Here is a 21,269-nt window from a genome sequence, read left to right as displayed (position 1 = left end):
AAGCAACAAACATGATTATAGCTTTTAAGAATGTTTTTGTCAATATTTTTTCTTTACAGCATAATGCTGCCAGCCAAGCATCGTTGACAGCTGAATATCCTATGCATACACTTAAATCAAAAAAGACGTAAGAGTTTTCAATTGCAAATGTACCATACGTTTTTAAACATAGCAAGAAAGGCGGAAAAAATATGAAAGCTGTCGGATTGGTGGTTGAGTATAATCCCTTTCATAACGGACATCTTTATCATGCCCAAACAGCCAAACGGCAAACCGGATGCGACACGGCTGTTGCGGTGATGAGCGGACATTTTCTGCAGCGCGGGGAGCCTGCTGTTGTATCCAAATGGGCCCGCACAAAAATGGCGCTTCAGAGCGGAGTCGACCTCGTAGTCGAACTGCCTTATCTTTACGCGGTGCAAAAAGCGGAGATTTTCGCACGCGGCAGCGTCTCCACTTTGAATAAACTGGGATGCGAGGCACTGTTTTTCGGAAGTGAGAACGGACAGATTGAGCCGTTTTTAGAATCCGCAAAGGTAATGGATGAGCATAAAGATTCGTTTGACCAATGTATAAAAGAAGAGCTTAAAAAGGGTGCCAGTTATCCATCAGCAGCTGCTATCGCCTTCAAATCCATTTTACATACAGAAAACGGACTTGATATGTCGAAGCCGAACAACATTCTGGGGTACCATTATGTAAAATCGATTCTTTCCGGCGGATATGAAATGAAGCCCTATACGACAGCGAGAATCTCCTCGGATTATCATGATGCTGACCTTCCTGATGAAGATAGTCATATTGCCAGCGCGACCAGCATCAGAAAAGCCCTGATTGAAAAGCCTTTTGATGACTGCGTTCCGTTTCTTCCCAAAGCAGCTGCACGAGAATTAGCTGATTACCGCAAGACTTTCGGACTCTGGCATACACCAGAAAACTATTTTTCTTATTTGAAATACAGTCTTTCGACTCTTACAGCCTTAGAATTACAGCAAATATACGAAGTTGAGGAAGGACTGGAGAACAGAATCCTCCGTTCGATCAGAAAAGCCAGCTCCTATCAAGAATTTATGGAGTTTCTCAAAACAAAGCGATATACGTGGACGAGGCTTCAGCGGATGAACACACACATTTTAACGAGAACGAAAAAACAGGAGATTCACCGGCTGATCAATGACGAGGAGGTTCCTTATATCAGACTTCTCGGGATGACGAAAAAAGGACAGGCCTTTTTATCAGAAAAGAAAAAGACGCTGTCCGTTCCGCTTGTCAGTAAGCTGTCTTCCTTTTCCCACCCTGCTCTCGATCTGGACATTAAAGCAAGCAGAATCTACAGCCTTGCGATAGAAGAGCCCCTTAGAACCGAATTTGATATACAAGAATACGGACATGCCCCGATACGATATGACGAGGATGAACACCGTTTTTTGAGCATATAAAAAGAGCACCTGGATTTCAGGTGCTCTTCGCTTTCAGCTTATTCAAATAATCAATCGCATCCTGCATCGTATCAACAGGCACAATCTTCATGTCTGAATCAATGTCTTTCGCTGTTTTTACTGCGTTTTGATAATCAGAATTGCTGGCGCCGTTTTGATTCGGAGCGAAGAAGATGTCTTTACCGGCTTTGTCTGCGGCGACGACTTTTTGATCAATGCCGCCGATCGGTCCTACTTTTCCGTCGACATCAATCGTACCGGTGCCTGCAATGTCATAGCCTTTGGTTTCATCTGTTTTTGTCAGCTGATTATAAATTTCAAGCGACATCATTAATCCCGCTGATGGGCCGCCGATATTTTCGATTTCGAAATCAATATCAGGCTTCACCTTGACGTTTCTGTCCGTATACAGCGAAACTCCTATTCCAGCACGGCCAGGGTCATCAGGAAATTGTTTTAAAGTAAGGGTGGCGGTCTTTTCTTTTCCTTCTCTTTCAATTTTTAACGTTACTTTATCCCCGGCTGTTTTGCTGCTGATATAGTCGATCAGCTTTTCAGCAGACTGATAGGTTTTTCCGTCTGCACTGATGATTTTATCGCCGACTTCTATTTTGCCTTTCGCCGGCATGTTTTCTACCACTGAGCTTGCGTAGATGCCGTTAAAGGAAGAGCTTACTTTTTTTCCTGCCTTTTGATATGCGGCGATGACGGCATTTTCCTGTGAGCTTTTCATCATTTGAAGCTGCCGTTTCATATATTCCTTATCTGATTCGCCTTCTTCCTTGATGCTTTCATCAGGAACGATTTCATAATAGGGATGCATCTTAGCCCATGCATATGTAAATGGATTAGCCGGTCCCACTTTGACAGTCATTAAGGAGAGACTCCCTGTTTCCGAGTAGCCTCCCTCCACTTTTATTAGTGAACCAAGCTCTGTCGCTTCTCCCGGTTTTGTAATATAGTATGGCAGTTTTATAAATGATAAAACGGCAATCAGAATGAGGATGACAAGCATCCAGCTAAAATGTTTTTTGCGTAGCAAGTTATTAGCCCTCCCAATTCTCTATTTCTTTTTTTATCTGGCTGATCATTCGGTTTGTTGCCTGCTCGCCTGCTGTTATCATCTCTTCTATATTGGCAAACGAGCTGGAGCTGTATGTTTCAAGAGAAGGGCGAATCATGATATCAGCGGCGATCGTCTGATGTCGCACCAATTCATTTTGGAGTATATCCATACTTTGCATGATTACATCAAAAATATGCGCCGCCTTTTCGGTTTTTCGAACCCTGGAGACATCTGAGGCGATGATAATGTCAGCCCCCATGTCTTTTAGAACAGACACTGGGATACGGTCGACGACCGCGCCGTCTACAAGAAGCCGTCCGTCCAGCTTCTGCGGAATAAAAATGCCTGGTATGCTGATGCTTGCCCGAACCGCATCTGACACTGACCCTTTGCGGAAAACAATCTTTTCTCCTGTCTGCAGATCACACGCGACAATTCCAAGAGGGATTTTGAGTTCCTCAATCGGTTTGCCGAATGTATAAGCATGCACGAGCTGCCTGACACGGTCACCTCTCAAAAAACCGAGTTTCGGTACCGTATAATCAGCATAGAGCCGCCGTTTGAAAGCCTTGGCGACTTTTTTCATCGTTTCCACGTCATGCCCCGCGGCGTAGAAACTGCCGACCAAAGCGCCCATACTGCTCCCCGCAATCATATCCACTTCAATTTGGTGCTTATGTAAACTGGAAAGCACGCCAAGATGAGCAAGTCCTCTGGCGCCTCCCGATCCTAACGCTAACCCGATTTTAGGTTTGGCCAACGTGTTAACCTCCTGCCTGAATTCCCTGTATACCGAATTCTATGGTCTAAACTGAACCCCTATGCTCGTATATTAGTACAAAGGGTCAAGAGGACAGGTACTGCTTGGCCGTTTCGAGTCATACCATATTTTATCATGATATACATGTCATTGTGCATTTTTAGCGTCGGGGAGGTAAGAATGAACTTGTCGAAGATTCATACACTTTTGATTGCTGCGTTTTTTATTTTTTTAACAGCGACTGTCATCTCACATCCGCAGGCCTCATTCGAAGCCTCTAAAACCGGGCTGTCCATGTGGTGGGAGGTCGTATTTCCGTCTTTGCTGCCGTTTTTCATACTGTCTGAGCTATTAATTGGCTTTGGTATTGTAAGGTTTGTCGGTGTTCTGCTCGAGCCTTTTATGCGCCCTATTTTCCGCGTGCCGGGTGTCGGCGGCTTCGTTCTGGCCATGGGTATGGCATCAGGGAACCCCGCCGGCGCAAAACTGACGGCAAGGCTGCGGCAGGAAAAACAGATTTCAAGAGTAGAAGCAGAACGGCTTGCTTCCTTCACCAATTCATCCAACCCGCTCTTTATTTTTGGAGCTGTCGCCGTCGGCTTTTTTCAGAATGCGTCATTAGGTATTTTATTAGCATCTGCACACTATTTAGGAAATTTGGCTGTCGGTTTAACGATGCGCTCCTACGGGCGTAAAGAAGAGCGGCAGCTCATGAGAAACAAAACCATCTCTTTGCCTTCAATCAAAGATGCTTTACATGCTCTTCACACTGCAAGACTTGCGGAAAAAAGACCTTTGGGAAAAATTTTAGGCGACGCTGTAACGTCATCTGTGCAAACCCTTCTAATGGTGGGCGGCTTTATTATTTTGTTTTCTGTCTTTAATCGTTTGTTATCTGTCGTACAGCTGACCGATATTCTCTCTATTGTTACAAAAGGCGCACTGACCTTGTTTCAGCTTCCCGCTCAATTGGACATTCCTCTATTATCAGGAATGTTTGAAATCACATTAGGAAGCAAGCTTGTCAGCGAGACAGATGTCTCCCTTTTGCAAAAAGCTGTTGTTGTCAGCTTTATCCTCGGATTCAGCGGCTTTTCCGTTCAGGCTCAGGTGGCAGGCATTTTATCAGAGACGGACATCAGATTTAAACCATTCTTTATCGCGCGTGTGCTGCAAGGCATTTATGCCGCCGTTTTTGTCATTCTGTTATGGAAACCTCTTTACACCGCGTGGAATGACCATGATCAGTACGTTTTTAAATCTCTTGATACAGGTGAGCTGCCGACAGCTCTTATCAGCGGATGGAATCTGCTTGTGGAGATTGGCCCTGCTGTCACGTTATGTGCACTGTTTACGTACATTTTCATTTTTTCATACAGACTGACAAACGGTACAAAAAAAGGATGAGCTCAAAACACTCATCCTTGTCTGAATTTTTCCTGAAGCGCCTTCTCGACTTCAGGCGGTACAAATTCTGATACCGCGCCTTTATACTTAGCCACTTCTTTTACTATGCTTGAACTTAAGAAAGAATATTGGTTATTTGTCATCATAAAAAAGGTTTCAATTGATTCATCAAGCACACGGTTTACGGATGTTCCCTGCATCTCGTACTCAAAATCAGACACCGCTCTCAAGCCTCTTAAAATGGCTTTTGCATTTTTTCTTTTGGCATAATCAATTAACAGCCCTTGTGACGTCTCAACTGTTATGTTCGGAATGTCTTTTGTCACTTCTCTCAAAAGCTCACAGCGTTCTTCTACACTGAATAACGGCTTTTTTGAAGAATTGTTCAGCACACACACATACACTTGATCAAATATATTAGCCCCCCGTTTAATGATATCCAGATGCCCGTAGGTCACCGGATCAAAACTGCCGGGACAGACAGCTATACTCGTCACATCACAACCCCCTCTTTTTATAGATCGCCACCCCTGTCAATCCGTAGGTTTCTTTTCTTGTTATCACTAAATCACCTACTGCTTCGGGAAGCTCGACGTCTTTGTCATGCTCTGCGACGATAAAACCGTCATCTTCCAGCATTTGTTGTTCGTCTATCACACTTAAGAGCGCTTTTAGTTTTTGTTCCTTATACGGAGGATCAAGAAAAATCCCGTGAAAACCCGTTTCTCTTTTCGCAGCTGCATGCAAAGCACGTTCCGCATCATTTCGGTACACATCTGCATACGCTGTAAGCTCTAATGTTTTTAAGTTCGATTTTACCGTTTGAATCGCTTTATAATCACGGTCAACGAATATACAATGGTCAAACCCTCGCGAAAGCGCTTCAATACCAAGACCTCCGCTTCCAGCGAATAAATCAAGTCCCCTGCCCCCGTCAAAATAAGGGCCAATCATATTGAAAATAGATTCCTTCACTTTATCGGTTGTCGGTCTCGTTGATGTTCCCGGCACTGCCTTTAGTGAACGGCCTTTTTTTGATCCAGAAATTACTCTCATGTTCCACACCACTTTTTCTAAAAGCTATTTTGTTACCTTGTTCGGCCGGACGCCGTTATGTATAAGAAAAAAACCAATCCTATCTTATCATAAAGCATTCTTTCAAACAATGAGCGCTAAACTTCATTTACAAGTGTATAAGCGGAAGGATCATTGTCCATACTATAAGCAACAGCATCCAGAGGATGTTGTTGCCAACCGCGGAGAAGACTTACGTTTCCCCATAAGTTCTTCCTCCGGTTTCTCCTCTCCCTTTGCCTTCTCCTTAACAAGTTAAGGAATAGAAGGACCCCGCAGAAACCTGCGGGGATTTTTTTTATACAGCTATATTCCGATTTTATAATCATATTCTTTCGCTTTATCGAGCTTTGACTCAAATTCCAATTTTAAAAACGGTTTATAAGAAGGCACAACTTTCTTAACAAAAGAATATGACGAGATCTTGTCCATTGTTTTTTCAATTTGATCCATATCACAATACAGCACGACATATTTTAAGCGTTTTGACACATAATGCACATTTCCAAACTTTCTCAGCATTTTGCTTTGCTTTAAAGAATGAAGATACACAATCATGCCCTGGCGTCTATTCTCCAATACGTTCACCTGCCTGATTTCTCTTATATGTAAAAGACGAGACGGCCAGTCTCGTCATGACACTTTGCATCCGCAGCCGCCGCCTGATCCGCAGCCGCCTCCGCATGAAGACAAACCGTCAAAATAAGGATTCCCAGTCGGAACTTTTATATGCTCTGATACAGCTGTCCCAATTTCAACGCTGATTTCATCAAGAATAGACTGCAGTTCGGTCTCTGCTTTTTTGAAGTCGGCCACCTTATCGTTCAGGTCGAGCTCCCGCTTGATCTCCCTCATTTTCCGGGATATTTCTCTATAGTCAGGATGATATTTGCCAAAACGCTGCACATCCTCATATTGCTCTTTTATTTTGATAAAAGAACGAATAATCCGCCCTGCCTCTTCATCTTCCTGGAGACGCTTGTAACAATTGCGGTAGTTCTCAGCCGTCTCCGACTGCAGAATCATCTCGGCAAGCTGCTGAGCTTCACTTTGAAGCCGCACGGATTCCATCGTCGCATACATAGCACGCACCTCCAGTTGTTAGTTTACCATGAAACCTGCCAATTGGAAAATGCTTAACCGCCCTTAAAAATGGAGTTGTAAAAGCCCACACTGGTTTACACAATGAAAAAGACCCATTTTCGGGTCTTTTAATCTTTTGTCCGCATCGCTTGGAACATTTGCATCATCATTTGTGCCATTTGAATCCCGTTCGTAAACTGATTCACCCGATGCGGAATGGTTTTTTCATAAAAATTCATCATCTCAAGCTGAAATGAAGCCAGGTCATCCGGCTTTCTCGCCAGCCTCCGGTACCAAATCGGCTGTTCTCTTAAGAATCGTTTTCGTTCTTCATCTGCTAAAATAAATTCCTGAACGTCTTTGCGCATATAAGCTCTCCTTTATTAATCCTTCCGAAAAGAAAAAGGATGCTGTCCGGGTCCTGGCTGAGATTGCTTATGTCCGCTTCCGGAAAATGTGTTGAGAAGGCTTTGCAACGATGAGATCGACTGGCTCATTTTATTGATCTGTTCATTCATTTGATTGACATCCATCTTTTTCACAGCTGTCACCATTTTAGAAACAAAATCATTTCTTTCTGATGTGTCGGTTACCGCTTCTGCGGCTGCCCCCGGTTCTCTGTACGGATCCCAAATCGGGTCTTTTTCTCCGAAGAGAACCCAATTTTCGTATACGTCCTGCCAGCTTCTTTGTTCATTGCGCACTTCTTTGATTAGCTTGGGATGTTTTTTAACGAATTGTTTAAAGTCATTAATTGAATGATTGGCATGTTGATTCGCCACAATCCTCACCCCCTCCGAAAAATGTACCTACTACAATGTATCGGTTTATGAGCCATAGTGTTCGCCTAATATTTACAGAAAAATTTTTTAAGCATTTCCCCTTAAAACAAGAAGCGCAGAACAGACTCTGCGTAATTTCTCAATGCGCTTTCAGGTCGAACAACAGAAGCTTTATCCCTAGCCGAGACCTTAATCGTTTCTGAAACCAAGATTCCAGCCTTGTGTAAATGTTTGGATGCGGCATGTTCCGAAACCCTTCAGAACAAGATCCCTAATTGGCTCCGGCCGTCTGTCAGTCTCCTCATCAAAAAAGAGCTGGACAGCAACTCGTTGCAGCTCTTTTTTGGTCCCGACGTCACTCACAGTATCCATCGAGAAAGGTTCATCTGAGTCTTTGCAGAAACAATAAACAGCCGCGGTACCTGTGGCCCGCGGCTGATCTATCAGCGTTTAATAAAGTTTTGAGTGTAATACTTCCGGTCTACACCGACGCCAAGATGCGTGTAATCTGAATTTAGAAGCGCTTTTCGATGGCCTTCACTATTCAGCCAGCCTTCTACAGCAGCCGGACCGTCCACATAATTGTACGCGATATTTTCTCCCGCTTGCTCAAAATCGACATCCCCTTTTTCCAAGCGGTCCTTCAGCGTGCCGTATTTCTTCGATACATGGGAGAAATAGTTGTTTTCTTTCATATCCTCACTGTGGCCAAAAGCCACTTCGGCCGTTGGCTGATCCCACTCAAGCTTAGCTAACCCATGTTTGACACGAATGACATTGGTCAAATCGAGTATTTGCTTTTCACTCGTTGATTGGATCTCATTCCACTTATCTTCCGTAACGGTTTTCGGTTCTACTAACTCACCGCGGTACACTACCTCATAAGGTCTTTGCTTAACAAAGGTTTGCGCATCAAACGCCCTAATGCTGGATAGCTTCCCTTCAAATTTGTCCATATACAGCTGGACGTACATCTTCCCTACTTTTACAGTCGGTCTGGTGTTAATGTCCTCTTCAGAAAACTCAAACCGATAGGAATTTCCTTTATATTCTACATTTACAAACGGAGCCACCTGGGTTGTCTTAAATACTTCTCCCGTTGACTCACCGATTTTGAAGGGCTTTGCGTTAATATCATTTCCCGCCGCAAATAATGTGACCACTTTATTGTTCAGCATCCCGATTTGCACATATTGGTCTTTTCCCTGATTGTAAACCCACCATTCGTAATCATAAGCCGAGGGGTCAATACGTTCCGGTTCCCCAAGTTTTTTCTTTACATCGTCGTCGGATTTGCCCATAAAGGACAATAATCCTGAAGTCGGCATATGTATTCGTTTGCCGCTTGCCGCTTCCTCGTTAGAGACTTGAGGCTCGCTGTCATTTGATTTTTTTTCAGGAACAGCCCCATATTGAATAAACAGAACATAAGTTCCGCAAATGATCAAGAGGATAACCATGGCTCTTAATATATTTTTCAATCTATCACCCCCGTGATGTGAATTGCATGTCTTGCCTTATTTCTCATTACAATACAGCCTATTTAACATGTCAAAGATTTATGTGTTAATGCAAAAAGCCTTGCTCTCTGTTTTCGTCCTCTGAAATATCTGATAAAGCACTGCCGGCACGTTCATTAGTTTGTTCAGATAAGGAAAGATCGCCAAGCGTGACCATACCAGTCAGCTTGTTGTTTTTGGTTACAGGTATCCGTCTGAGCTGATGGGATGCCATTAAATGAAGTACCTCATCAACTGGCGCGTCCTCTTCGACACTGACAGGTTTTTCGGTCATAGCGTCAGTGATTTTTTGGGAGTTGGGCCTTTTTGAGGCGATGCCTCTTAACACTAGATCACGATCAGTTACGATGCCGACCAGTGTTTCTCCATCCTCATCAACTACCGGAATGGCACCTACATCCGCGTCTTTCATCTTTACCGCAGCTTCATATACATTATCTAATACCGTGCAATATTGCAAGTCAGCTGTCATCAGATCTTTTATTTTTGTCATCCGTAAAACCTCCTTTTATCTAGTGATATTTTCGTCAAATTTTCATTTTTGCATACTTTCAAAAGAAGAAGATTCATTGAAAGTTTAACGCTTTCATACTATGATTGTCAGGAAAGGTAATTTTTATAAGGAGGGGTCAGTGTTGAAGTTTACTGATAGCGGACTTGAAGGGGTAAAGGCTGAGCTCAGCCTCTTGGACGATTTGATGGAAAGCAAGGGACTCATCAGAGCCGGTCAATGGGATTATGAAAGAGTGACCTATGACAGAAAGTTTTCGACGATTGAGGGAACGTTTTACCTGCGGATTCAAGGCAATGCAACAGAGGGCGATGTCGGAAGCGGCCGCGCCGTTATTCAATTAATGCCCCCTCTATTAGGAAAACACTATTACCCGCACGGAGTGGAATACGGAGAAACAGAAGAGTTTCCAGTGCAGGTTGTGACCAAAAGCAAGGCACTCATCCAGGACATCTCCGACATGCTGAAAACCGTTCAGATGTAATAAAAAAGGTACAGCCAATTGCCGCTGTACCTTTTATGATATCGTCTGCTGAATATAAGGCGTCTCCTCCTGTCCATCCTTTTCCCTTTCCTTCTTCACCCATTGAAAAAAGACAATCGCCAAAAAAGCGCCGTATACAATTTCCTGAATGATTTTCATCATAACTGCCCCGAGCTGCTGATCCTCTAACAAAGGAAGTGTATTAAACATTTCCGGTCCTGTTAACGGAACCTGTCCCAGCATATCCGCAGGAACACAAAGCTTCATGGCTTCCGCCCAGGCAGACGGATCTGTATAGGTGGCATATAACGGCGTTCCGCTAAACATGATCAGGGCGCAAGCAGGCGTCAGCAGTATACCGTCCGCCATAATATAGCCCAGCTTCATCAAGCCGCTGAGCTGCGGAAGCCGAGCCACCTTATGGACGAGCGGCCACCACATAAAAAATGCTAACACGAAAATGAGCCAAGTCATTACCGTATGGTAAAGCGTATCCGTTTTGACAGTATCAAATATTAGCGGCACATGATAAAGAGAAAAAATGCCGTTAAATAAAAGCAATGCAATTAAGGGTGTTGAGAAAAAAGTAAAAAACGGCTTAATAGCAGGCCGAAAAATCATTTTTTCCCAGGCCCATGCAGGAATTCCTGCGATTAATAAAGGCGGAACCACTAAATACAAAACAGCCATCTGCACCATATGGGCGCTGAACATAATATGTCCGAGCAGATCAATCGGGCTTCCTTCGGCTGCATATAAAAACAGCATTGCCGACAGAAAACAGGTCATTTCTTTACCCGTAAGACGGTCAGGCTTTGAAGACATCCGTCTGTAAAAAAAGATGTAAAGCACCGTGATGCCTAAAAGGATACAAAAAAGATAAGGGCTCCACATAGCGCGAAACCCAAACACGTCTAACTGATTCATGTCTTCACCTCCGGCGGCTGCTCAAATTACCACCATATAATTGTAACAAACGCAAGCACCGTAATGAACGCGACAAACATACCTGAATACAGAAACAATGCCGGCGCTTCATGCCCTTTCTGATTCATATGCATGAAGTAATACAGCTGAAATATCACTTGAATAGCCGCAAGCAGTATTATGAAAGGAATCGTAAACCAGCTGCCGATGCCGTCTGTTGCCACAGTCAGAAACGCAACGAGCGTAAGGCCAATCATCAGGCCAAAAGACATGACTTGATATTTCATCTCCTGAGCATGCTTCTTTTTCTTATATTCAAGGTCGCCGCTGATATGTCCTCTGCTTTTTTTATCGACCATGTTTATCCCACCATCCCCATTAAATATACAACGGTAAAGATAAAGACCCACACGACATCAATAAAATGCCAGTAAAGACTGGCCACGTAAAACTTAGGCGCTGTATATAAGCTCAAGCCCCTCTTTGCATTGCGAATCATCAGCGCGCTGATCCACAAGAGGCCAAACGCCACGTGCGCACCATGTGTGCCGACAAGCGTATAAAACGATGAGCCAAGCGCCGAGCTTGTGATGGTAAAGCCAAACTCATGTGTGTAATGCTTAAATTCATAAATTTCCAAGCCTAAAAATCCCGCACCCAATAACAAGGTAATCCCCAGCCAGAGCTGCATTTTCCCAAATGAAAAGTTTTTCATATGATACATCGCGTATACACTCGTTAAACTGCTCGTTAATAAGAGCATTGTGGCGATAAAAACGAGTGTGACATCAAACATTTCTGTCGTAGGCGGGTCACCGGCATTTGAATTCCGGAGTGCAAGAAAAGTGGCGAAGAGAGACGCGAACAAAACAGTCTCTCCCCCAAGAAAAAGCCAAAAACCTAAAAATTTATTTTTCCCTTCCAGTGTTGCTTTTTCGGGAGAAGCTGGAAAGGTCTCTGCGGTGAATTTTTCTTCAATTTGCATTACGCCTTCACCCCTTTATCATCGTTCGGCAGTTCCTCTTTGTGAATATGATAACCGTGATCATCAATCAATGAACGGAGCAGCATTGTAAAAAATGTGATGCCAAGTCCGATAAAGATCACCGGCAGACCCCAAGCGTGCTCGGTTCTATACAAGAGACCAAAGGCAGCGACAAAGAGGCCAAAGGAAATGATCAGCGGCAGAATTGAACCGTTTGGCATATGGATATCTTCAACCGGTTCAGCCGGTGTCATTGATTTGTGTCCCGCCTGCTTCTCGATCCACAGCGGGTCAAGCCCTCTGACAAATGGAAGCTGTTTAAAATTATATTCTGGCGGCGGTGACGAAACAGCCCATTCAAGCGTACGCCCGTCGTGCCATGGATCATCTCCGACATATTCGCCCTTCACCGAGGTCCAGATGACATTGACAAGCAGGAGGATAACGGCTGCTGCCATAAAAAACGCCCCGATTGTACTGATCAAGTTGCCGGTTTCAAGCCCCTGGCCTGGCAAGAAGGTATACACTCGGCGCGGCATGCCCATTAAACCGACAAAGTGCTGGATGAAAAAAGTAAGATGGAAGCCGATAAAAAACAAGACAAATGATATTTTCCCCATTGTTTCATGCAGAATTTTACCGAACATTTTCGGCCACCAGAAATGAACACCGGCTAATAGCCCGAATACCACTCCGCCTATAATGACATAGTGAAAGTGCGCCACAACAAAATACGTATCATGGAACTGGTAATCAGCAGCTGCTGCCGCCAGCATGACACCTGTCACACCGCCAAGCACAAAGGACGGGATAAATGAGACGGCATACAGCATGGCTGTGGTATATTTCACATTTCCTCCCCAAATCGTCAGCAGCCAGTTGAAAATTTTAATCCCGGTCGGAATAGCGATCGCCATTGTAGCAACTGCAAAGATTGCGTTCGCAATCGGTCCGAGGCCTGTCGTAAACATGTGGTGCACCCAAACCATAAAGCCAAGAAAACCGATAAGCACGATCGCAAAAACCATTGAAGAATATCCAAACAAACGCTTTCTGGAAAACACCGGGATGACCTCTGAGAAAATTCCGAAAGCAGGCAAAATCAGAATATAAACCTCCGGATGTCCGAATATCCAAAATAAATGTTCCCAAATAATCGTGTTACCGCCAAGCTCAGGATTAAAGAAATTTGTGCCGAACAGCCGATCCAGCATCATAAGAGCCAAGCCAACCGTAAGCGGCGGAAACGCAAACAAAATCAATGCCGACGCCACAAACGTTGTCCATGTAAACAAAGGCAGCCTCATGTACGTCATGCCGGGAGCCCTCATGTTAATAATCGTGGCCAAAAAGTTAATCCCAGCTATCAGCGTCCCCAGTCCGGATATTTGCAGCCCAAGGACGAAAAAGTCTATGCCGTGCCCTTTGGAATGAAGCGAAAGCGAGGCATATGACGTCCAGCCCGCATCTGGCGCTCCTCCCAAAAACCAGCTTAAGTTTAAGAAAATGCCCCCGAAGAAGAAGAGCCAAAAACCAAGCGAGTTTAAAAATGGAAACGAAACATCCCGCGCTCCGATCTGCAATGGAACAACCGCATTCATCAAAGCAAATAAAAGCGGCATCGCAGCCAAAAAGATCATTGTCGTCCCGTGCATCGTCATCACTTCATTGTACGCTTGAGCACTGAGAAAAGCATTTTCCGGCTTTGCAAGCTGGATTCTGATAAACATCGCTTCAATTCCCCCGACAAGAAAGAAGAATCCTCCTGCGATTAAATAAAGTATTGCAATTTTTTTGTGGTCCACCGTCGTCAAATAATCCCAAAGCATAGATCCGCGCGTCCGCTTTTCTGTAAGCGCATTCAACATATGTGACCTCCCCCAATATCTCCCTTTCTTCCCTACTTGCTTTCTGCTTTCAAGCCTTTTAAGTATTCATAAAGCGCGTCCATTTCACTGTCTGAAAGCTTCGGATATGTTCCTGTCATTTTGTTCCCCGGCTTTATGCTCTCAGGGTCTTTCAGCCAGGCTTTCACATTTTCTTCATTGGCATCCTTTACCCCTGCCACTTTTGTCCTTTCACCGAAAGTCGCCAGATTTGGTGCCGTTCTTGCTGCCTCCGCACGCTTATCATTCGGCTCCACTGCATGGCAGCTCAGGCAGTTTTTCTCTTTGAACAGCTCTTCCCCCTGCTTAGCCAAATCATTTTCTGCTGTCGTCTTATAGTTTTTCATATCTTTTGTCCATGCCTGAAACTCTTTCGCAGAAAGGGCCTTTACTTTAAAATCCATGAGTGCGTGTGAAGGCCCGCAAAGCTCAGCACACTTTCCAAAGAACGTATCTCCCGCCTCTTTGCTGCGTTTTGAATCGAACGTTAAGAAGAACGTATTTTCGTTATCAGTATTGGTATCAATTTTTCCTCCAGCTGAAGGAATCCAGAAAGAATGTTTTACATCAGAAGCTTTTAAACTGAAATAAACCCGCTGGTCTGTCGGTACGATCAGCTCCTGGCTTGTGATAATGCCGTAATCAGGATATTCAAACTCCCACCAATATAAATTCGCTCTGACATTGACAACGAGAGCATCCTCGGCTTTGCGGTTTTTCTTATCCATAGGTGATGTATCTGCGAGTTCAAGCGTATATAATACGACAGGGATAACAAGAATGATGAGCAGCAAAATAGGGATTACTGTCCATGTGATTTCTAAAAATTTATTCCCTTCCACTTGTTTTGGTATCGTGTTTTCCCCAACCCGTGACCTTCTGAATCTTACAATCACGTAAAAGAAGATAACAGATACGACTGCTACGACAACAACCATAATCAATGTACTGAGCACTGTCAGGTCATACTGTTTATCAGCCACCTCGCCAGCAGGCTTGAGCGTGGATAAAAAAGGTTTTCCACATCCGCTTAACAGAAGCGGCACCAAGGCTAATAATAAGATAAGACGCCAATGCTTTACCATTTCACCCAACCCCTTTTCTGGTCAATACAGCGGCGGAAAATAGATTGATTCCATCGCAATCCGGCCGCCTCCCAATAAAGCACTTACATTTCCTCTTCTCTTAAATTATGAGTTTTTTTACTCAAAATGCCATCTATGTATAAAAGTAAAGCCGCCTGATTAAACAAAAGGTCAAGGCGGCATTCACTAGTTGTCATCGGTTATTTTGAAGCGATAAAACAAGCAATGTATCTATTTTTTAGAAAAGCGTAAAGACAACCATTGCAACGAAATAGATTGTCATGTAATTCAGTGAGTAAACGAACATCATAGTCGCCCACTTCATGATATTTTTTGAACGGAAACCCATCAACCCAAGAATCAGCCAGCCGATATTTAACAGCAATCCGAGAATCACAATCGGTAGACCTAGGCTTCCTAAAAAGAATGGAAGCGGCATCAGGCACGCAACCCATACAATAATTTGTCTTTTCGTCACTTCAAATCCATATACGACTGGAAGCATTGGAATATTCGCGGCTCTGTAGTCCTCAGTTTTCTTAATGGCAAGCGATAAGAAGTGAGGAATCTGCCAAATGAATAAAATCATAAATAATACCCATGCCACGACGCCGATATTTCCTTCTACTGCCGTCCATCCAATCAGAGGCGGCACTGCTCCGGAAACACTCCCTACTACTGTGTTAATCGTATAGCGGCGTTTCGTCCACATTGTGTACAGGACAACATAAGTAAATACTCCGATAAAACCAATAACAGCAGCCATCACAGTGGTCATCAGCAGCATGATCAATCCTAAAGCAACAAGCAAAATTCCAGACCATAAAGCCTGATTCGGCTGAATTTTACCCGTAACCGTCGGTCTTACTTTTGTACGCTCCATGATATGATCAATGTCCCGGTCATACCAGTTATTGATCGCACAGGAGCCCGCAATAATCAATGATGATCCAAATAAAGTAAGAAGAACGGTGTTTATATTGCCTAAAAAGCTTAAACCGGAAATATGAAAAGCAAGCCACATTCCAGTAAAAGTTGTGATGAGATTAGAATTTACGATCCCTATTTTAATGAGGGACAGAAAATCTTTCCATGCCGTTGTTTCTTCAATTTGTCCGTCTATAGCTGTATCATTTAAGATTCTGGAGTTAGCCATAACGTAAACCTCCCTTACAAACCTAACGCAGGTTCATAATAACCTGCAACTCTATCATACAAGATAACAACTTGTAAAAAAACATCCTATTAAATATTAAACGAGAAACAGGAATTTATTTGTGAACTTTTTATGAATTTTACCAGAGAAAAAGGCAATCGCCAATTCGCCAATGCGTTTACCTTATTTCTATCAGACCCGGCATGAATAATCAAGTATACATTTCCAGAAGTCGTAATTCTATTATATTTTTGTGAACAAAGGGCTCTAAGAATTGCCACAAAACACATATTCGCTTACACTTGGTACGTATAAAAAATTGCAGCAGTTTGTTAAGAAGGTGGATATTGTATGAATAAAGCATTAAAAGCTCTCGGTGTTTTGACTACATTTGTGATGCTTATTGTTTTAATCGGGGGAGCCCTCGTTACAAAAACAGGTTCCGGCCAAGGATGCGGCAGACAGTGGCCGCTGTGCCACGGGCGCTTCTTCCCTGAACTGAATCCCGCTTCTATTATTGAATGGAGCCACAGATTCGCAAGCGGCATCTCAATTATTCTTGTATTAAGCCTTGCCTTTTGGTCATGGAGAAAAATCACACCTGTTTTCCGTGAGACAACGTTTCTTGCCATCATGTCCATTATCTTTTTGTTTCTCCAGGCACTGCTTGGCGCGTTAGCTGTTGTATTCGGTTCAAACGCGCTTATTATGGCGCTTCATTTTGGGATTTCACTGATTTCCTTTGCGTCTGTTCTAATATTAACATTGCTGATATTTGAAGCTGATAAATCAGCCAGAAAACTTGTCAAACCGCTTCAAATCGGCAAGAAAATGCAATTTCACATGATAGGTATTTTGATATATTCCTATATCGTTGTGTATACTGGCGCATACGTAAGACATACAGAATCCAGTCTGGCGTGTCCTGATGTGCCGCTGTGCAGCCGGCTGAACAATGGACTTCCGACCCAATTCCACGAATGGGTGCAAATGGGGCACAGAGCTGCAGCCTTGCTCCTGTTTGTATGGATCATCGTTGCCGCTGTTCATGCGATTACTTCCTATAAAGGACAAAAGCAAATCTTTTGGGGCTGGATTTCGTGTCTTATTTTTATCACGTTACAGGCACTGTCCGGCATTATGATCGTATATTCTGAACTGGCGCTGGGCTTTGCGCTTGCGCACTCATTTTTTATTGCATGCCTGTTTGGGGTTTTATGCTACTTCTTATTATTGATTGCACGCTTTCGTTACGAATCAAAACGGGCATAAGACACAGGACCAAAGCTCTTATACGCTTTGGTCTTTTTTATCCTTCCAACTTGATGATTAATATAAGGTTTGGAACATCTCGACCGATGATGAATGCTAAACGCGCTGTTCAGTCGATGTACAGGATCTTAATTAAAATAACTTTTCACCAAACATTCTTACCAGAAAAGAAGCCATCATCATACGAATCTTATTAAGCATCCCTCCTTGTTCAGCTTGTCTCATTCCTGCACCTGTGAGCAGACAACCAATGCGTCCTTTACACACGTTTGAATCAGCCCCCGATTTGCTGCACTTTCCTGTCTTCATATCTCGTTCTTCACTAAAAAAGAGTGTATATCAGCTGATATACACTCTTTTTGATTATGCTTTTTCAATTTCGAGAAGCAGATCTCCCGTTTGAATCGGCTCTCCATTTTTCACATGAATCTGTTTGATTGTTCCGGAGAATGGCGCCTGAACCGTTGTTTCCATTTTCATGGCTTCGTTGATCATCAAATGATCACCTTTATTGACTTTGGCACCCGCTTCTGTCAGTACCTTGATGACAGTTCCAGGCATAGAAGCCGCAATATGATTTGGATTTGAACGGTCTGCTTTTAATCTTTCCTGAACGGAAGACTTAATGCTTTCGTCCTTTATGACCACTTCGCGCGGCTGGCCGTTCAGTTCGAAATAGATCACGCGAGTTGCATCCGGCCGAGGTTCACCGATTGAAATCAGTTTGACGATCAGCGTTTTCCCGCGTTCAATTTCCACTTCTATTTCTTCTCCTAATGTCATGCCATAGAAGAAGGTCGGAGTATCTAATACTGAAATATTGCCATAGCTTTCAGCAGTTTTCACATAATCAGAGAAGACTTTAGGATAAAGGGCGTACGCCACAGCATCCTGGTCTGAAATCTCTAGGTTATACTGCTCTTTAAACTCCTGTTTGATCGCTTCAAAGGATACCGGCTCAAGCAGTTCTCCCGGTCTGACTGTGATCGGCTCCTGCCCTTTTAAAATGAGCTTTTGAAGCTCTTCCGGGAATCCGCCATGAGGCTGTCCAATATTTCCTTTGAAAAGCTCAATAACAGAATCAGGGAAATCTAATGATTCGCCTTTTTCGTAAATGTCCTTTTCAGTCAGGTTATTTTGCACCATGTACAGCGCCATATCCCCGACTACTTTAGAGGAAGGCGTAACCTTCACAATATCACCAAACATATCATTTACGCGTCTGTACATCTCTTTGACTTCGTTCCAGCGATCGCCCAGGCCTACGCCTTTCGCCTGCTGCTGCAGGTTGCTGTATTGGCCACCAGGCATTTCATGCTCATAAATTTCAGTATGCGGAGACTTCATCCCGCTTTCAAATTCACTATAATATTTACGAACTGATTCCCAATACTGGGATAGTAATTCCACGCCTTGCACGTTCATTTCCGGACGGCGGGAGTTTCCCTCCATCGCATGGTAAAATCCGCTCGCACTAGGCTGTGATGTTAAGCCAGCCATTGAGCTGACCGCCACGTCTACTATATCAACGCCTGCTTCTACTGCTTTTGCATACATATAAATTCCGTTACCGCTCGTATCATGCGTATGTAAGTGAACCGGAATATTGATCGTTTCTTTCAACGCAGACACCAGCTCATATGCGGCTTGCGGTTTTAACAGACCTGCCATATCTTTAATACCGAGAATATGGGCCCCTGCAGCCTCAAGCTCCTTCGCCATAGATGTATAATAAGCAAGATCATATTTTGTACGGGTTTTATCGAGAATATCACCTGTGTAACAAATTGCCGCTTCAGCCACTTTACCTGAATCCCGAACGGCATCAATTGCTAACGTCATCCCTTTTACCCAGTTTAAGCTGTCGAAAATACGGAAAACATCAATGCCGGATTGAGCGGATTGCTTTACAAATTCTTTAATTACATTATCTGGATAATTCGTATAGCCGACAGCGTTTGAGGAACGAAGCAGCATCTGGAACAGCGTGTTCGGCACTTCCTTGCGGAGGTCCTCCAAACGCTTCCATGGATCTTCCTTCAGGAAGCGGTAGGCTACATCGAAGGTCGCGCCTCCCCACATTTCCATACTGAACAGCTCCGGCCATAACGCAGCCGTCGGATTAGCGATTTTTTTCAAATCATGCGATCTGAATCTAGTCGCCAGTAAAGACTGATGGGCATCTCTGAATGTTGTATCAGTTAATAGAACAGATTTCTGTTCCTTAACCCAATTTACAAGCCCTTCAGCGCCTTTTTCATCTAGAATCTGTTTTGTTCCTCTAGCAGGCTGCTGGTCGACGTCTACTTTGATAGCTAACGGTTTGTCAAACGCCGGTTTCTCTTTTTTGCCGATTCCAGGGAAACCATTCACTGTTACATTTCCAATGTAAGTAAGCATTTTTGTTCCGCGGTCTTTCTGTTTAGGGAAATTGAACAACTCAGGCGTTGTATCAATGAAAGACGTATCATATCGCCCTGTCAGAAACTTTTCATGCTTTGCGACATTTTCAAGGAACGGAATGTTTGTTTTAATTCCTCTGATTCTAAACTCCTGAAGGTTTCGAACCATTTTGGCCGCCGCCTGTTCAAACGTTAAAGCCCAAGTTGATAGCTTAACGAGCAGTGAATCGTAATATGGCGTAATAACGGCGCCTTGGAAGCTGTTTCCTGTATCAAGACGAACACCAAAGCCTCCACCCGAGCGGTAAGCCATGATTTTCCCTGTGTCAGGCATAAAATCATTTTGCGGATCCTCAGTCGTTACCCGTGACTGAATCGCATAGCCGATTGTAAAAATGTCCTTCTGCTCCGGAATGTTGACTTTTTTGCTGTGAAGGCTGTGGCCTTGGGCAACAAGGATCTGTGTCTGCACAATATCAACACCGGTAATCATTTCCGTAATTGTATGCTCAACTTGAACACGCGGATTTACTTCTATAAAATAAAACTCGTTGTTCGCGACAAGGAATTCAACCGTACCAGCATTTATATAGTTCACGTTTTTAGCAAGCGCAACCGCCGCTTCACAAATTTGATCTCTCAATTCAGTTGACAGCGAAACGCTCGGCGCTACTTCAATCACCTTTTGGTGGCGTCTTTGAACAGAACAGTCCCGTTCAAAAAGATGAATCACGTTGCCCTGATTGTCTCCAATCACCTGAACCTCAATATGCTTAGGGTTTTCAATCAGTTTCTCTACATATACTTCATCATTGCCAAAGGCTGCTTTTGCCTCTGATTTCGCACGTTCATATGCTTCTTTGACTTCACTTTCACTTCTGACAATTCTCATGCCGCGTCCGCCGCCGCCAAGCGAAGCTTTAATAATAATCGGATAACCGTGAATTTGTCCGAATTGTTCGACTGCTTCAAGCGTTTCTGCAGGGCCATCGCTTCCTGGAATAACAGGAATTCCGGCTTTTTCCGCCTGCTCACGCGCTTTTACCTTATCACCAAACATATCTAAATGTTCAGAAGTCGGACCGATGAACACGATGCCTTCTTCTTCACAGCGCCTTGCAAAATGTATATTTTCAGATAAGAAACCATATCCCGGATGGATCGCATCCACCTTGTTTCTTTTCGCAATATCAATAATACCTTCAATATCCAGGTAGGCATCAATTGGTTTTTTCCCTTCGCCCACCAGGTACGCTTCATCTGCTTTGTAACGATGATAGGAACCGGAATCTTCTTTTGAATAAACCGCAACTGTACGAATATTCAATTCTGTACAAGCACGGAATATACGGATTGCAATTTCTCCCCTGTTTGCTACTAACACTTTTTGTATCGATTGCTGTGACAAACTTTTTTCCCCCTTACCCGAA

General features: G+C 43.7%; 23 protein-coding genes and 1 pseudogene. 5 read left to right on the top strand and 19 right to left on the bottom strand.

What is annotated here, in order from left to right; all coding sequences use genetic code 11:
* Positions 1-11: 11 nt before the first annotated feature.
* A pseudogene (locus tag NSU16_RS08130) lies at positions 12-195 on the top strand (hypothetical protein).
* A complete protein-coding gene (locus NSU16_RS08125) occupies positions 192-1,439 on the top strand; it encodes a nucleotidyltransferase (protein WP_339192494.1) in 1,248 nt (415 codons plus the stop codon). The pseudogene NSU16_RS08130 and the gene NSU16_RS08125 overlap by 4 nt, the downstream one beginning before the upstream one ends.
* Positions 1,440-1,455: 16 nt before the next feature.
* Here the strand turns inward: NSU16_RS08125 and ddcP are convergent, their stop codons facing one another.
* Together ddcP and NSU16_RS08115 are read right to left on the bottom strand one after the other, a co-directional pair.
* Positions 1,456-2,481, bottom strand: coding sequence for a protease DdcP (ddcP, locus tag NSU16_RS08120; protein ID WP_339192493.1), 1,026 nt, complete (start codon positions 2,479-2,481; stop codon positions 1,456-1,458).
* 4 nt (positions 2,482-2,485) lie between these two features.
* On the bottom strand, positions 2,486-3,265 hold the full coding sequence (locus NSU16_RS08115; protein WP_339192492.1) for a patatin family protein: 780 nt from the start codon (positions 3,263-3,265) through the stop codon (positions 2,486-2,488).
* Positions 3,266-3,445: 180 nt separating this feature from the next.
* Here NSU16_RS08115 and ylbJ point away from each other — a divergent pair, with 180 nt between their 5' ends.
* A complete protein-coding gene (ylbJ, locus tag NSU16_RS08110; RefSeq protein ID WP_044155993.1) occupies positions 3,446-4,672 on the top strand; it encodes a sporulation integral membrane protein YlbJ in 1,227 nt (408 codons plus the stop codon).
* Positions 4,673-4,683: 11 nt separating this feature from the next.
* On the opposite strand, the gene coaD is transcribed toward ylbJ, so the two are convergent.
* The 9 genes from coaD to NSU16_RS08065 form a co-directional block, all read right to left on the bottom strand.
* A complete protein-coding gene (gene coaD, locus NSU16_RS08105) occupies positions 4,684-5,169 on the bottom strand; it encodes a pantetheine-phosphate adenylyltransferase (protein ID WP_024121295.1) in 486 nt (161 codons plus the stop codon).
* 1 nt (position 5,170) lies between these two features.
* Positions 5,171-5,728, bottom strand: a complete 558-nt coding sequence (gene rsmD, locus NSU16_RS08100) for a 16S rRNA (guanine(966)-N(2))-methyltransferase RsmD (RefSeq protein ID WP_029441239.1) — start codon at positions 5,726-5,728, stop codon at positions 5,171-5,173.
* A 324-nt stretch (positions 5,729-6,052) separates the two neighbouring features.
* Positions 6,053-6,325 carry a YlbG family protein gene (locus NSU16_RS08095; RefSeq protein WP_010334141.1) on the bottom strand — a complete coding sequence of 91 codons (273 nt, stop codon included), beginning with the start codon at positions 6,323-6,325 and terminating at the stop codon, positions 6,053-6,055.
* Positions 6,326-6,379: 54 nt separating this feature from the next.
* Positions 6,380-6,829, bottom strand: coding sequence for a regulatory iron-sulfur-containing complex subunit RicF (gene ricF / locus NSU16_RS08090; protein ID WP_010334140.1), 450 nt, complete (start codon positions 6,827-6,829; stop codon positions 6,380-6,382).
* Between the two features lie 128 nt (positions 6,830-6,957).
* The gene (locus NSU16_RS08085) at positions 6,958-7,197 is read right to left on the bottom strand and encodes a YlbE-like family protein (protein WP_010334139.1); all 240 of its coding nucleotides are present in this window, start codon (positions 7,195-7,197) and stop codon (positions 6,958-6,960) included.
* Positions 7,198-7,212: 15 nt separating this feature from the next.
* Entirely contained in the window at positions 7,213-7,611 is a 399-nt protein-coding gene (locus tag NSU16_RS08080; protein ID WP_339192490.1) for a YlbD family protein, read from the bottom strand.
* 189 nt (positions 7,612-7,800) lie between these two features.
* On the bottom strand, positions 7,801-7,983 hold the full coding sequence (locus NSU16_RS08075; protein ID WP_339192489.1) for a hypothetical protein: 183 nt from the start codon (positions 7,981-7,983) through the stop codon (positions 7,801-7,803).
* Positions 7,984-8,054: 71 nt separating this feature from the next.
* Positions 8,055-9,092, bottom strand: coding sequence for a CAP domain-containing protein (locus tag NSU16_RS08070; RefSeq protein WP_010334137.1), 1,038 nt, complete (start codon positions 9,090-9,092; stop codon positions 8,055-8,057).
* Positions 9,093-9,177: 85 nt separating this feature from the next.
* Positions 9,178-9,624 carry a CBS domain-containing protein gene (locus NSU16_RS08065; protein ID WP_268449724.1) on the bottom strand — a complete coding sequence of 149 codons (447 nt, stop codon included), beginning with the start codon at positions 9,622-9,624 and terminating at the stop codon, positions 9,178-9,180.
* 139 nt (positions 9,625-9,763) lie between these two features.
* Here NSU16_RS08065 and NSU16_RS08060 point away from each other — a divergent pair, with 139 nt between their 5' ends.
* Positions 9,764-10,126 carry a YugN family protein gene (locus NSU16_RS08060; protein WP_081720783.1) on the top strand — a complete coding sequence of 121 codons (363 nt, stop codon included), beginning with the start codon at positions 9,764-9,766 and terminating at the stop codon, positions 10,124-10,126.
* A 33-nt stretch (positions 10,127-10,159) separates the two neighbouring features.
* On the opposite strand, the gene ctaG is transcribed toward NSU16_RS08060, so the two are convergent.
* The 6 genes from ctaG to cyoE all read right to left on the bottom strand — a co-directional run bounded on the left by ctaG (position 10,160) and on the right by cyoE (position 16,165).
* The gene (gene ctaG, locus NSU16_RS08055; RefSeq protein WP_339192488.1) at positions 10,160-11,053 is read right to left on the bottom strand and encodes a cytochrome c oxidase assembly factor CtaG; all 894 of its coding nucleotides are present in this window, start codon (positions 11,051-11,053) and stop codon (positions 10,160-10,162) included.
* Positions 11,054-11,079: 26 nt separating this feature from the next.
* Positions 11,080-11,412 carry a cytochrome c oxidase subunit IVB gene (gene ctaF, locus NSU16_RS08050; RefSeq protein ID WP_010334133.1) on the bottom strand — a complete coding sequence of 111 codons (333 nt, stop codon included), beginning with the start codon at positions 11,410-11,412 and terminating at the stop codon, positions 11,080-11,082.
* Positions 11,413-11,414: 2 nt separating this feature from the next.
* Entirely contained in the window at positions 11,415-12,038 is a 624-nt protein-coding gene (ctaE, locus tag NSU16_RS08045) for a cytochrome c oxidase subunit III (RefSeq protein WP_059352864.1), read from the bottom strand.
* Positions 12,038-13,906 (bottom strand): cytochrome c oxidase subunit I, encoded by a 1,869-nt coding sequence (gene ctaD, locus NSU16_RS08040; RefSeq protein WP_026014704.1) that lies wholly within the window; start codon positions 13,904-13,906, stop codon positions 12,038-12,040. The genes ctaE and ctaD overlap by 1 nt, the downstream gene beginning before the upstream one ends.
* Positions 13,907-13,938: 32 nt before the next feature.
* Entirely contained in the window at positions 13,939-15,009 is a 1,071-nt protein-coding gene (gene coxB, locus NSU16_RS08035) for a cytochrome c oxidase subunit II (RefSeq protein ID WP_010334130.1), read from the bottom strand.
* Between the two features lie 238 nt (positions 15,010-15,247).
* Entirely contained in the window at positions 15,248-16,165 is a 918-nt protein-coding gene (gene cyoE, locus NSU16_RS08030; protein WP_010334129.1) for a heme o synthase, read from the bottom strand.
* A gap of 351 nt (positions 16,166-16,516) precedes the next feature.
* Between cyoE and ctaA the strand changes: the two genes are divergently transcribed.
* Entirely contained in the window at positions 16,517-17,437 is a 921-nt protein-coding gene (gene ctaA / locus NSU16_RS08025) for a heme A synthase CtaA (protein ID WP_168747720.1), read from the top strand.
* A gap of 132 nt (positions 17,438-17,569) precedes the next feature.
* On the opposite strand, the gene NSU16_RS08020 is transcribed toward ctaA, so the two are convergent.
* Together NSU16_RS08020 and pyc are read right to left on the bottom strand one after the other, a co-directional pair.
* Positions 17,570-17,746, bottom strand: coding sequence for a hypothetical protein (locus NSU16_RS08020; protein WP_339192487.1), 177 nt, complete (start codon positions 17,744-17,746; stop codon positions 17,570-17,572).
* Positions 17,747-17,800: 54 nt separating this feature from the next.
* Positions 17,801-21,247, bottom strand: coding sequence for a pyruvate carboxylase (pyc, locus tag NSU16_RS08015; RefSeq protein ID WP_339192486.1), 3,447 nt, complete (start codon positions 21,245-21,247; stop codon positions 17,801-17,803).
* Positions 21,248-21,269: the final 22 nt, after the last annotated feature.

Source organism: Bacillus sp. FSL K6-1003 (assembly GCF_037964945.1).
GTDB classification, from domain to species: domain Bacteria; phylum Bacillota; class Bacilli; order Bacillales; family Bacillaceae; genus Bacillus; species Bacillus mojavensis.
This window is presented reverse-complemented; position numbering and strand designations above follow the sequence as displayed.

Bases quoted from the DNA above. Each gene is read 5' to 3' on its own strand.
- ylbJ (WP_044155993.1), top strand. From the start codon at position 3,446: ATGAACTTGTCGAAGATTCATACACTTTTGATTGCTGCGTTTTTTATT.
- rsmD (WP_029441239.1), bottom strand. From the start codon at position 5,728: ATGAGAGTAATTTCTGGATCAAAAAAAGGCCGTTCACTAAAGGCAGTG.
- ctaA (WP_168747720.1), top strand. From the start codon at position 16,517: ATGAATAAAGCATTAAAAGCTCTCGGTGTTTTGACTACATTTGTGATG.
- NSU16_RS08020 (WP_339192487.1), bottom strand. From the start codon at position 17,746: ATGAAGACAGGAAAGTGCAGCAAATCGGGGGCTGATTCAAACGTGTGT.
- coxB (WP_010334130.1), bottom strand. From the start codon at position 15,009: ATGGTAAAGCATTGGCGTCTTATCTTATTATTAGCCTTGGTGCCGCTT.
- NSU16_RS08125 (WP_339192494.1), top strand. From the start codon at position 192: ATGAAAGCTGTCGGATTGGTGGTTGAGTATAATCCCTTTCATAACGGA.
- ricF (WP_010334140.1), bottom strand. From the start codon at position 6,829: ATGTATGCGACGATGGAATCCGTGCGGCTTCAAAGTGAAGCTCAGCAG.
- ctaF (WP_010334133.1), bottom strand. From the start codon at position 11,412: ATGGTCGATAAAAAAAGCAGAGGACATATCAGCGGCGACCTTGAATAT.
- NSU16_RS08065 (WP_268449724.1), bottom strand. From the start codon at position 9,624: ATGACAAAAATAAAAGATCTGATGACAGCTGACTTGCAATATTGCACG.
- NSU16_RS08075 (WP_339192489.1), bottom strand. From the start codon at position 7,983: ATGGATACTGTGAGTGACGTCGGGACCAAAAAAGAGCTGCAACGAGTT.
- ctaG (WP_339192488.1), bottom strand. From the start codon at position 11,053: ATGAATCAGTTAGACGTGTTTGGGTTTCGCGCTATGTGGAGCCCTTAT.
- ctaE (WP_059352864.1), bottom strand. From the start codon at position 12,038: ATGCAAATTGAAGAAAAATTCACCGCAGAGACCTTTCCAGCTTCTCCC.
- ctaD (WP_026014704.1), bottom strand. From the start codon at position 13,906: ATGTTGAATGCGCTTACAGAAAAGCGGACGCGCGGATCTATGCTTTGG.
- cyoE (WP_010334129.1), bottom strand. From the start codon at position 16,165: ATGGCTAACTCCAGAATCTTAAATGATACAGCTATAGACGGACAAATT.
- NSU16_RS08085 (WP_010334139.1), bottom strand. From the start codon at position 7,197: ATGCGCAAAGACGTTCAGGAATTTATTTTAGCAGATGAAGAACGAAAA.